This window comes from Scleromatobacter humisilvae, assembly GCF_023231945.1.
Taxonomy (GTDB): Bacteria; Pseudomonadota; Gammaproteobacteria; order Burkholderiales; family Burkholderiaceae_C; genus Scleromatobacter; species Scleromatobacter humisilvae.
This window is the reverse complement of record NZ_JAJLJH010000002.1, coordinates 120,863-132,621: the sequence shown is the minus strand read 5'-3', so window position 1 is coordinate 132,621 and position 11,759 is coordinate 120,863. Positions and strand designations below refer to the sequence as shown.

Below are 11,759 nucleotides of genomic sequence, written 5' to 3'. Positions count from 1 at the left end.
GCCTGGCGGCGACATGTCAGTGTCCCCTGGCCAGGCAAAGTTCATTCTCCGGCCCCGTGCCGTGACGGGCTTGACCGGCGGCGGCCGGCCCGGCAAGCTTGCCATGCTCAACCATTCCTGGAGCGTGGCTCATGATTGTCGTGTACCACTTCGGCTACCCAGAGCCGACGTCTCCGGATCTCAGTCCCTTCTGCACCAAGCTGCTGACCTGGCTGCGGATGTCCGGCATCCCGTACGACTCGCGGACGGGGGACGTGGACAAGGTCCCGACCCGGAAGTTGCCGGTCGCGGAGATCGACGGGCAGCTGATTGCGGACTCCTCGAGAATCATTGCCCACCTCCAGCAGCACGATGCACGCGCGTTGCGCGACGAGCATCTCGATCCTCGCGAGCAAGCCAGTGCGGCGGCGCTGCAGGCGATGATGGAGACGAAGATGTACTTCTGCACGCTCTATCTGCGCTTCTGCACCGACGCGGACTTCGCGAAGTACAAGCCAATCCTCATCGACTATGGCAGGCGCCGCGTTCCTGATTGGCAGAAGCCACTCGTGCCTGTCGTTGCGCCCCTGCTGTTGCTTCAGGCTCGACGCAGGATTCGCTTTCAGGCCTGGGCCCAAGGCACGGGACGATGGTCGCTCGACGAGATCCACGAAACCGCGATCGACGGTTGGAATGCCCTCGGCAACTTCCTCGGTGAACGCCCCTACTTGATGGGCGATCGGCCCAGCTCGATCGATGCCACCGGGTTTGCGTGGGTACATACGCTGACCCAGCAGCCGATGGGAGGAAAGATCGCCGAACATGTCCGCCGCGACCCACGACTGATGGGATACCACGACCGCATGCGCGAACATTATTGGAAGCTCGATCTTGCCAGATTGGCGTGATGGCCGACCTGTTCGGCAAGGCCGAAAGCGCCCGGCGACGCTGCCCGCAGCGGGTCGGCAGCGTTACGATCGTATAGTCGGCGCAGGCGGTGAACGCCCACAACTTCACGAACCTCGAGGCCATCCCATGACATTCGATCGAGTTGCCCGATCGCTCCTCTCCGCGGCGCTTGCCGCTTGCTACGTCGACGCGCAGGCCGCATCGCAGCCTCCCGTCGCCGCCGAGAACGGCATGGTCGTCACCGCCCAGCACCTGGCCACGCACGTCGGTGTCGACGTGCTCAAGGACGGTGGCAACGCGGTCGACGCGGCGGTGGCGGTCGGCTACGCGCTCGCGGTGGTCTATCCGGCGGCCGGCAACATCGGTGGCGGAGGCTTCATGACGATCCAGCTCGCCGACGGCCGCAAGACCTTCCTCGATTTCCGCGAGAAGGCTCCGCTCGCGGCCACCGCCGACATGTACCTCGACAAGGACGGCAACGTCATCAAGGGAGCGAGCACCTATGGGCATCTCGCGGTCGGCGTGCCCGGCACCGTCTCGGGCATGGAGTACGCGCTGAAGAAGTACGGCACGATGAAGCGACAGGCCGTGATCGCCCCGGCGATCAGGTACGCGCGGGACGGCTTCGTGCTCGACCAGGGCGACATCGACATGTTCCTGACTGCGACCGAGAGCTTCAAGAAGGATCCGGCGTCCGCGGCCATCTTCCTGAACCACGGCGAGCCGTTCCAGGTCGGGCAGAAGATCGTGCAGAAGGACCTGGCGCAGACGCTGAAGGCCATCAGCGACAAGGGCGAGGACGGCTTCTACAAGGGGCCGGTCGGCGCCGCGATCGTCGCGAGCAGCCACGCAGGCCATGGGATCATCACGCAGGCCGACCTCGACCAGTACCAGACGCGCGAGCTCAAGCCGGTCGAGTGCAACTACCGCGGGTATGGCATCGTCTCGGCACCGCCGCCGAGTTCAGGCGGCGTCGTGATCTGCGAGATCCTGAACATTCTCGAAGGCTACCCGCTGAAGGACCTGGGCTTCCGGTCGGCGCAGTCCGTGCACTACCAGATCGAGGCGATGCGCCATGCGTACGTCGACCGCAACAGCTACCTCGGCGATCCCGACTTCGTCAAGAATCCGCTCGACCATCTGCTCGACAAGAACTACGCCGCGCAGATCCGCGCCGTGATCGCGCCGGACAAGGCGGGCGTGTCGATGGACATCAAGCCGGGCGTCGCGCCGCATGAAGGCAGCAACACGACGCACTACTCGATCGTCGACAAGTGGGGCAATGCGGTCTCCGTCACCTACACGCTGAACGACTGGTTCGGCGCCAAGGTGACGGCCGCCAGGACCGGCGTGCTGCTGAACGACGAGATGGACGACTTCACCTCCAAGATCGGCGTGCCCAACCTCTACGGCCTGGTACAGGGCCAGGCGAACGCGATCGCCCCGGGCAAGCGCCCGCTGAGCTCGATGAGCCCGACCATCGTCACGAAGGACGGCAAGACCGTGATGGTCGTTGGAACGCCGGGCGGCAGCCGCATCATCACGGCCGTGCTGCACACCCTGATCAACGTGATCGACTACGGGATGAACGCACAGGAAGCCGTCGATGCGCCGAGATTCCACCAGCAGTGGCTGCCCGAGACGACCAACGTCGACGACTTCGCGCTCAGCCCGGACACGCGCAAGATCCTGGAGGGATGGGGCCAGAAGTTCAGCGGCCCGCAGCCGGCGAACCATCTCGCGGTCATCCTGGTTGGGGCGCCATCGCTGGAAGGCAAACCGGTCGGCAAGAATCGCTTCTACGGCGCGAACGACCCGCGGCGCAACAGCGGCTTGGCGCTGGGCTACTGACGACGGCGCGGGCTCGGACAGACAACGGGTGGCGGACTAAACCGGTCAACGCAACACATCCGCGGGGATCGCTCGCAGCCTGCTGATTGACACCCCGTCAACCCGGCCGGACACTTCGGGCCGTGCTCGGGGCTGTATCGGCCCCGCTCGCCTGTTGGGCAAGGGGGTCATCGTGACATCGAGAATCGCGAAAACGCTGGCAGCGGCCCTGCTGTTGGGTCTTTCCGGCGCGGCAATGGCCACGACGGCCGTCGATATCTTCGGCACGCCGGGCATCGCGGGCACGGGCGGCTCCGCCACGGTGTCGGGGCCCTGCTACTGCGAGGTGTCCGCCCTTTACTCGCCCGTGCTGTTGCTTGGGCCCGGCACGTATGACCTCGGCCAGGTCCGCGACTGGTGGGTCGAGTCCGGCGCCACCCCGGACGCAGGCCCCGACCAACCCAACCTCTGGATCCTGTTCGGTCCGGTCTCTGTCGCGGGAACCTACCCTTGGGATTTCACAGCGCCGCCATTGGCGTTTCCGACCACCACGGCCTTGTGCGACCAGGCGGACACCGCCTGCAACGCGAGTCACGACGGCGCCTTCGTGGACACGACCATCCTCCTGACGGTCGGGCCGGACCAGGACGCGGTCCAGGTTTCCATCTTCGGACCGTTTGTGTATACGCCGCCTGTGCCGGAGCCGTCCGTTGCAAGCCTGTTGGCGCTGGGCCTGACGTGGTTGGCCGCGATGCGTCGGCGGCGCGCGCCCGTTGGCTGACGACGTCGCGCACGTGCCGGAAGTGGCGGCTTCGAACTCGCTGCCTCCACCGACATCGCCCATCCGCTCAGGGCGCCGCCATGGCGTCGACCAGCCGCTTGTCGAACTCCTCCGGCGCCTGGATCTGCGGCGCATGCCCCAGTCCGTCGAACTCGATCAGCGTCGCGTTCGGGATGATCTTCGCGATCTGCGGGCCCAGCTGGTCGTAGTGCCCGACGCGCGCCTTCACCTCCGGCGGCGCGATGTCGCTGCCGATGGCGGTGGTGTCGCGCGTGCCGATCATCAGCACCGTGGGCACCTGCAGGCGCGGGAAGTCGTGGACCACCGGCTGGGTCTGGATCATGTCGTAGATCAGCGCCGAGTTGCGCGCGACCAGCGCGCGGCCCGGCCCCTGCTGCAGGCCGGCCAGCATCTGCACCCAGCGTTCGTATTCCGGCTTCCACTGGCCGACGTAGTAGGTCTGGCGTTCGTAGTCGCGGATCTTGTCGGCGGTCTGGGCGAGTTCGCGCCGCGTCCACTCGTCGACCGAGCGCGTCGGCACGCCCTTGGCCTGCCAGTCCTCCAGGCCGATCGGGTCGACCAGCACGAGCTGCTCGACGGCCTGCGGCCACATCAGCGCGTAGCGCGTGGCGATCATGCCGCCGGTCGAATGGGCCACCAGCGTGACGCGCGCGATGTCCAGCGAGGCCAGCAAGGCCTGCGTGTTGCGCGCCAGCTGCTGGAACGAATACTGGTAGTGCGCGGGCTTGGTCGACGCGCAGAAGCCGACCTGGTCGGGTACGACGACGCGCCAGCCGGCGTGCGTGAGCGACGCGATCTGGTGCTCCCAGGTGGCGCCGCAGAAGTTCTTGCCGTGCATCAGGACGGCGGTGCGTCCGTTGGCCTTGCCGATGGGCGCGACGTCCATGTAGGCCATCTGCAGGGTCTCGTTCTGCGACGCGAACGAGAAGTGGTGCAGCGGATACGGATAGTCGAAGCCCTGCAACTCGGCGCCGTAGGTCGGCTCGTCGGCGTGCGCCGCGGCGGCGGCGAACGACAGGATCAGCGGCATCAGGAAGACAGGGCGCATCGGGGCTCTCCTCGCGAGGAGACATTGGCGGCAAGCGGGACGCCCGCGTCCCGCGGCCGATCACTCCGCCGGCGCGTGCGCCTCGATGAACGCCTTGACGACGCCGACGTCCGCCTTGACCACGGTGAATCGCTTGGGCCGCGACTCGAGGTCGGCCAGCGCCGGCGGCGTCTCGGGACGGCGGCCGAGCGCCTCCTGGATCGTGTCGGCGAACTTGATCGGCAGCGCGGTCTCGAGCACGATCATCGTCTCGCCGGCCGTCACATGCTCGCGCGCCACCTTCAGGCCGTCGGCCGTGTGGGTGTCGATGACGACGCCGAAGCGGGCGTCGGTGTCGCGGATGGTGGCGAGGCGGTCGGCGTGCGTGCTGCGGCCGGAGACGAAGCCGAAGCCCGCGATGCGGGCCTTCTGGTCGTGCAGCAGGGTGAACGCGCCGTCGCGCTGCAGCGCGCCGTTGAACAGCTCGCGGGTCAGCGCGCCGTCGCGGCTCACCAGGTCGAACACGAAACGCTCGAAGTTGGACGCCTTGGAGATGTCCATGGACGGGCTCGAGGTCTCGAACGTCTCGGCCGCGCCGCGCACGCGGTACGTGCCGGTGCGGAAGAACTCGTCGAGCACGTCGTTCTCGTTCGTCGCCACCACCAGCCTGGCGATCGGCAGGCCCATCATGCGCGCGACGTGGCCGGCGCAGACGTTGCCGAAGTTGCCCGAGGGCACCGCGAAGCTGACCTTCTGGTCGTTGGTCTTCGTCGCCTGGAAATACCCGGCGAAGTAGTAGACGACCTGTGCCAGCAGCCGCGCCCAGTTGATCGAGTTGACGGTGCCGATGCGCCACTTGCGCTTGAACGCGAGGTCGTTGGAGACGGCCTTGACGATGTCCTGGCAGTCGTCGAACACGCCCTCGACGCTGAGGTTGTGGATGTTCTCGTCCTGCAGGCTGAACATCTGCGCCTGCTGGAACGGGCTCATGCGGCCGTAGGGGCTCAGCATGAAGACGCTGACGCCCTGCTTGCCGCGCATCGCGTGCTCGGCCGCGCTGCCGGTGTCGCCGGAGGTCGCGCCGAGGATGTTGAGCGTCTCGCCGCGGCGCGCCAGTTCGTACTCGAACAGGTTGCCCAGCAGCTGCATCGCCATGTCCTTGAAGGCCAGCGTCGGGCCGTTGGACAGCGCCTCCAGCTGCACGCCGGGCTCGAGCGGCTTCAAGGGCACGATGGCGTCGGTGCCGAAGACGTCCGCCGTGTACGTCTTCTCGGCCAGCGCCCGCAGGTCGGCGGCAGGGATGTCGTCGATGTAGAGCGACAGGATCTCGTAGGCCAGCTCGGCATACGACAGGCCGCGCCAGCTCGTCAGGATGCCGTCGTCGACCTGCGGATAGCGGTCGGGCATGTACAGGCCGCCGTCCGGCGCCAGGCCTTCGAGCAGGATCTCGCTGAAGCTTCGCGGCGTCGGATCGCCGCGTGTGCTGATGTACTGCATCTCAGGCCAGGTCTTCCTTGCGCAGGCTCACGATCGGCGCCAGCACCGTCGACAGCGCCTGCATCTTCGCGATGGCCGTGCGCATCTTTCCTTCGACGGTGTTGTGCGTGAGGATGATCAGGTCCTGCTCGCCGGCCTTCTGGTCGGAGCTCGGGCGCTGCAGCACGGCGTCGATGGAGATGTCGTGCTCGGCCAGCGTCGTGGTGATCCGCGACAGCACGCCCGCCTCGTCGGCCACGCGCAGGCGCAGGTAGAACGCGGTGACGGTCTGCGCGATCGGCAGGATGGGCGTGTCGGACAGCGAGTCCGCGCGGAAGGCCAGGTGCGGCACGCGATGGTCGGGATCGGCCGTGTGCAGGCGCGTGATGTCCACGAGGTCGGCGACGACGGCCGACGCCGTGGGCTCGGCGCCCGCGCCCTTGCCGTAGTAGAGCGTGGTGCCGACCGCGTCGGCCTGCACGACGACGGCGTTCATCGCGCCCTCGACGTTGGCGATCAGCCGCTTGGCCGGCACCAGCGTCGGGTGCACGCGCAGCTCGATGCCGTTGGCGTCCGCGCGGCGGCGCGTGATGCCCAGCAGCTTGATGCGGTAGCCGAGCGACTCGGCGTGCCTGATGTCGGCCGCCTGCAGGCCCACGATGCCCTCGACGTGCGCCTTGTCGAACTGCATCGGGATGCCGAACGCGATCGCGCTCATCACGGTGGCCTTGTGCGCGGCGTCGATGCCCTCGATGTCGAAGGTCGGGTCGGCCTCGGCGTAGCCCAGGCGTTGCGCCTCCTTGAGCACGACGTCGAAGTCGAGGCCCTTGTCGCGCATCTCGGACAGGATGAAGTTGGTCGTGCCGTTGATGATGCCGGCGATCCACTCGATGCGGTTCGCGGTGAGGCCTTCGCGCAGCGCCTTGATGATGGGGATGCCGCCGGCCACCGCGGCCTCGAACGCGACCATCACGCCCTTCTCGCGCGCGGCCGCGAAGATCTCGTTGCCGTGCACCGCCAGCAGCGCCTTGTTGGCCGTGACCACATGCTTGCCGGCGGCGATCGCCTCCAGCACCAGCGCCTTGGCCACGCCGTAGCCGCCGATCAGCTCGACGACGATGTCGATGTCCGGATTGGCGATGACCTCGCGGCCGTCGGCCACCACCTTGATGCCGTCGCCGACGATGCTCCTGGCGCGCTCGACGTCGAGGTCGGCCACCATCGTGATCTCGATGGCGCGCCCCGCGCGGCGGCGGATCTCTTCCTGGTTGCGCGTGAGAACCTTGTACGTGCCGGAACCGACGGTTCCGATGCCCAGCAGGCCGACCTGGATCGCTTTCATGTTCATTTCACCTCGTGCTGCATTCAGTTGCCCTGGACCACGTCCGTGACCACGCTCGGGAGCTGCCACGCCCCGCCCGCCTTGACGCCGCGGCACAGGCCGCCGGTCGCCGCGAAGGTCTGCTCGAACCGGTAGCCGTTCCACGTCCAGGCCTCGATCGTCCCGCAATCGCCGGCCGGGCCGTCGAGCCGGCGGGCGACGATGGTGCCCGAGCCGTCGTAGTCGCCGCCCGACGTCGTCATCGGCTTCGCATCGTACGGCGGACGCAGGTTGGCGAGCCAATAGCCGTTGTTGCCGACGTTGGACGCCGGCGCCTGGCAGGGCTGCGTGACCAGCAGGCGGTTGGCGTCGATGTGCCACAGCCGCGCCTTGGCCTGCGCGTTGCCGTCGTCCAGCAACGGGCAACTCGGGCTGCTCTGGATGGAGGCGAGCACGCGCACGGCCAGCGCGCGGTCGTCGGGCTGCGCGGCGGTGGGGATGAACACGCCCTGCAGGCGCGGCATCGCCATCGCCGAGGCGACGTCCCCGTCGCTGCCGTTGCCGCGGCGCACGATGGCCGAGGTGCGGCCAGCACGGCCCTGCACGTCGTCGATCTGCGACAGCACGTCGACGGCGCCGCTGGCCGACAGTCGCCACGCGGACTTGCCGGCCGTGAAGGACACATCGGTCCCGCCGACGACCGCGCGCAGCAGCGCCGCGATCACCGGCTGCGACAGCGCGGCGTGGTTGTCGCGGTCCAGGCGGATCGGGCCGGCCGGCTTGCCGGCGATGGTGAGGAAGACGCTGCCCGGACGCACGGCGCCCGCGCCCAGCGTGCCCAGCTGCAGCTCGCCCACGAGCGGCATGCCCGGCCCCGAGGCGCGCGCCAGCATCACCGACACGGGCATGTCGCTGCCCTCGACGCTGTAGCCGGCCGCGCGGCAGGCGCGGGTGTTGTCGCAGACGACCTGCCAGTCCTTGCTCTCGAGCGACTGCGCGCCCGCCGCGACCGGCGCCGCGAGCGCCGCCCACAGGATCAGCGTGAACCTGCGCATGTCAGACCGCGTGGCGCTTGCGATAGCCATCGAGGAAGCGCGCGATGCGCGACACCGCCTCGGTGAGGTCGTCGGCGTTGGGCAGGAAGACGACGCGGAAGTGGTCGGGCTGGCTCCAGTTGAAGCCGGTGCCCTGCACGATCAGCACCTTCTCCTCGGCGAGCAGCTCGTAGGCGAACTGCTGGTCGTCGGCGATCGGGTACAGCTTCGGGTCGAGGCGCGGAAACATGTACAGCGCGGCCTTGGGCTTGACGACCGTCACGCCCGGGATCTGCGTCAGCAGGTCGTAGGCGAGGTCGCGCTGGCGCGCGAGACGTCCGCCCGGCGCGACGAGATCCTTGATGCTCTGGTAGCCGCCGAGCGCGGTCTGGATCGCGAGCTGGCCCGGCGTGTTGGCGCACAGGCGCATCGAGGCCAGCATGTTGAGCCCCTCGATGTAGTCCTTCGCGTCGCGCTTCGCGCCCGACACCACCATCCAGCCGGCGCGGTAGCCGCACGAGCGGTAGTTCTTCGACAGCCCGTTGAAGGTGACGCAAAGCACGTCGTCGGCCAGCGACGCGATGCTGGTGTGCGTCTCGCCGTCGAACAGCGTCTTGTCGTAGATCTCGTCAGCGAAGATCACCAGCTCGTGCTTGCGCGCCACCTCGACGATGTCCTGCAACACGCTCACCGGATACAGCGCGCCGGTCGGGTTGTTCGGGTTGATGATGACGATCGCCTTGGTGCGCGACGTCACCTTGCGGCGGATGTCCTCGAGGTCGGGCAGCCAGCCGGACTGCTCGTCGCAGACGTAGTGCACCGGCGTGCCGCCCGACAGGCCGACTACGGCCGTGTACAGCGGGTAGTCCGGCGACGGGATCAGCACCTCGTCGCCCGAGTCGAGCAGCGCGTTCATGCTGAAGGCGATCAGCTCGGACGCGCCGTTGCCGAGGTAGACGTCGTCCACCGCCACGTGCGGGATCTTCTTTTCCTGCGTGTAGTGGACGATGGCCTTGCGCGGGGCGAACAGGCCCTTCGAGTCGGTGTAGGCCGCGGCGTGGGGCAGGTTGCGGATCATGTCCTGCACGATCTCGTCGGGCGGCTCGAGGCCGAACGCGGCGACGTTGCCGATGTTCAGCTTGATGATGTGGTGCCCCTCGTCCTCCATCTGGCGGGCCTTGTCGAGGACCGGGCCGCGGATGTCGTAACCGATGTTGGCGAGCTTGCTGGACTTGGCGATCGGCTTCACGGCCGGGCATCCTGTGAAAGAAGGAATCGGCGGCGATCGACCTGCGACCGCCGGAGCGAAGGCCAAGTTTCTCATAGGGAAACCTCTGCCCGGCCGCAACGCCGCCATTGAATCGTCGCTTGCGCAATCGCGAAGGCAGGCCCGGCGCATCCCCGCGCGCGCGGCCCGGCGAAAGACGCGTTTCTATAATCGAAGCTCGCCACAGCATCAGGACGACCCCTTGAAATTCCAACCCGACACGCTCGACGGGGTGAACAACATCACCCGCTACGACGTCGACAACCTGCGCGTCAACGCCGACCTGCACACGAAGAGCGTGCTGGTGCCGTGGGTGGGCCAGGCCAGGGATTGGGACGCGAGCAGCGTCGAGCAGCTGACGCAGGCCCATTTCGACGCGATCCTGGCGTTCGATCCCGAGGTGGTGATCTTCGGCAGCGGCCCGAAGCTGAAATTCGTCTCGCCGGCGCTCTACCGCAGCCTCATCGACAAGCGAATCGGCGTCGAGACGATGGACTCGGGCGCGGCCTGCCGCACCTACACCGTGCTGGCCAACGAGGGCCGCCGCGTGGTCGCGGCGATCCTGTTGACGCCCGCGGCCTGAGGGTCTTCACGCGGCGGAAACAAGCGGTTTCCGCGCAGTTTCAGAGCTGTCGAACAGCCTCGCGTCCGCCCCCGCGGCGGCCCATCCAGGGCACGTGGGCAGTTCACTCTATAATCGATGGTTGTGCCTGATCTGGACCGATGTCATCTCGGGCCAGATCGCCAGGCCTTTATACGTCACGCACCCCAGATCGACCGACGGCTCGACCGAGACCCTACATGACGCCTGCACTGAACAAAGCGCTCCCTGAATTTGAAGCACTCGCCACCAACGGTGTCAAGTTCACGCCGCATGCCTTCCAGGGCCGCGCCGTGGTGCTGTATTTCTACCCCAAGGATCACACGCCGGGTTGTACCACCGAGGCCATGCAGTTCCGCGACATGCACGCCGAGTTCGTCAAGGCCGGCGCGGTCGTATTTGGCGTTTCGCGCGACAACATGGCGTCGCACGACAAGTTCAAGCAGGCCGTCGACCTGCCCTTCGAACTGATCGCCGACACCGAAGAGAAGCTCTGCCACATGTTCGGCGTGGTCAAGAACAAGATCATGTACGGCAAGAAGGTCAAGGGCATCGAGCGCTCCACCTTCCTCATCGACGGCAACGGCGTGCTCGTGGCCGAATGGCGCGGCATCAAGGTGGCCGGCCATGTCGAGGAAGTGCTCAAGGCCGTCAAGGAACTGAAGAAGGCCTGAGCGCCCTGCTCCGCCGCACGAAAGCCGCCCTCGGGCGGCTTTTTTCATGGCCGTCGCCACGCCGTCGCAAATCATGCCAGGCCCTGGCAGATATCGGATCCGATGATGGCGCATCGCTCCACTTCCGGCCCGCATCGTCATGTCGCCCCTGACCGCTTCCAGCCCGCTGTGGCTCTACTTCCTCCTCGTCGCCGGCATCATCGTCCTGCCCGGCATGGACATGGCCTTCGTGCTCGCCAGCGCGCTCGCCGGCGGCCGCCGCGCGGGGCTGGCCGCCGTCAGCGGCCTGGTGGCCGGCGGCTGGATCCACGTCGCCTTCGGCGCGCTGGGCATCGGGCTCGTGCTGCAGGCCGCGCCCGGTGCCCTGCAGGCGCTGCTGGTGGTGGGCTCGGCCTATGTCGCGTGGATCGGCTGGACGCTGCTGCGCGGCACGACCGCGCTCGGCGAACAGGCCACGGCGGCGCGGCCGGCGCACGCGACGTTCGGCCGGGCCGTCGCCACCTGCCTGCTCAATCCCAAGGCGTACATGTTCACGCTGGCCGTGTTCCCGCAGTTCCTGCGCGGCAGCGGCGCCGCGGTCGCGTCCCAGATGCTGGCCATGGCGGCGATCACCTCGGCGACGCAGCTGGCCGTCTACGGCGGCCTGGCGCTGGCCGCGGGACGCGCGCGCTCGTGGCTGCGCGGCAATCCGGCGCTGCAGCGCGCAGCGGGCCGCGGCGTGGGGCTGCTGCTGGTCGCGGCCGCTGCCTGGACGCTCGCCCACGGCCTGCTGCCGCGCTGACGGCCGCTTGCTCAAGAACAGCTTCGCGCGCTGAGCACGCTCGGCCGTCCGCGGGCAA

11 protein-coding genes are annotated in these 11,759 nt (G+C 67.9%); 6 read left to right on the top strand and 5 right to left on the bottom strand.

Annotated features, from left to right (window positions below):
• Positions 1–131 precede the first annotated feature (131 nt).
• From LPC04_RS09965 to LPC04_RS09955, 3 genes are all read left to right on the top strand, one after another.
• On the top strand, positions 132–887 hold the full coding sequence (locus LPC04_RS09965; RefSeq protein ID WP_275682065.1) for a glutathione S-transferase family protein: 756 nt from the start codon (positions 132–134) through the stop codon (positions 885–887).
• A gap of 232 nt (positions 888–1,119) precedes the next feature.
• Entirely contained in the window at positions 1,120–2,739 is a 1,620-nt protein-coding gene (gene ggt / locus LPC04_RS09960; RefSeq protein WP_275682655.1) for a gamma-glutamyltransferase, read from the top strand.
• A gap of 172 nt (positions 2,740–2,911) precedes the next feature.
• Positions 2,912–3,499 (top strand): PEP-CTERM sorting domain-containing protein, encoded by a 588-nt coding sequence (locus LPC04_RS09955; protein ID WP_275682064.1) that lies wholly within the window; start codon positions 2,912–2,914, stop codon positions 3,497–3,499.
• Positions 3,500–3,566: 67 nt separating this feature from the next.
• Here the strand turns inward: LPC04_RS09955 and LPC04_RS09950 are convergent, their stop codons facing one another.
• From LPC04_RS09950 to LPC04_RS09930, 5 genes are read right to left on the bottom strand one after another with little or no spacing between them, the layout of a single operon-like run.
• The gene (locus LPC04_RS09950; protein ID WP_275682063.1) at positions 3,567–4,568 is read right to left on the bottom strand and encodes an alpha/beta fold hydrolase; all 1,002 of its coding nucleotides are present in this window, start codon (positions 4,566–4,568) and stop codon (positions 3,567–3,569) included.
• A gap of 60 nt (positions 4,569–4,628) precedes the next feature.
• On the bottom strand, positions 4,629–6,044 hold the full coding sequence (gene thrC / locus LPC04_RS09945; RefSeq protein ID WP_275682062.1) for a threonine synthase: 1,416 nt from the start codon (positions 6,042–6,044) through the stop codon (positions 4,629–4,631).
• Between the two features lies 1 nt (position 6,045).
• The gene (locus LPC04_RS09940; RefSeq protein WP_275682654.1) at positions 6,046–7,365 is read right to left on the bottom strand and encodes a homoserine dehydrogenase; all 1,320 of its coding nucleotides are present in this window, start codon (positions 7,363–7,365) and stop codon (positions 6,046–6,048) included.
• Between the two features lie 23 nt (positions 7,366–7,388).
• Entirely contained in the window at positions 7,389–8,399 is a 1,011-nt protein-coding gene (locus tag LPC04_RS09935) for a DUF1176 domain-containing protein (protein ID WP_275682061.1), read from the bottom strand.
• A gap of 1 nt (position 8,400) precedes the next feature.
• Positions 8,401–9,627, bottom strand: a complete 1,227-nt coding sequence (locus LPC04_RS09930) for a pyridoxal phosphate-dependent aminotransferase (protein ID WP_275682060.1) — start codon at positions 9,625–9,627, stop codon at positions 8,401–8,403.
• A 220-nt stretch (positions 9,628–9,847) separates the two neighbouring features.
• Here LPC04_RS09930 and LPC04_RS09925 point away from each other — a divergent pair, with 220 nt between their 5' ends.
• The 3 genes from LPC04_RS09925 (at position 9,848) to LPC04_RS09915 (ending at position 11,701) form a co-directional block, all read left to right on the top strand.
• Entirely contained in the window at positions 9,848–10,228 is a 381-nt protein-coding gene (locus LPC04_RS09925) for an Mth938-like domain-containing protein (protein ID WP_275682059.1), read from the top strand.
• A 218-nt stretch (positions 10,229–10,446) separates the two neighbouring features.
• Positions 10,447–10,920, top strand: a complete 474-nt coding sequence (locus LPC04_RS09920; RefSeq protein ID WP_275682058.1) for a peroxiredoxin — start codon at positions 10,447–10,449, stop codon at positions 10,918–10,920.
• A 139-nt stretch (positions 10,921–11,059) separates the two neighbouring features.
• Positions 11,060–11,701: a LysE family translocator gene (locus tag LPC04_RS09915; protein WP_275682057.1), complete on the top strand. Its 642-nt coding sequence runs from the start codon at positions 11,060–11,062 to the stop codon at positions 11,699–11,701.
• The last annotated feature ends 58 nt before the right edge of the window (positions 11,702–11,759 follow it).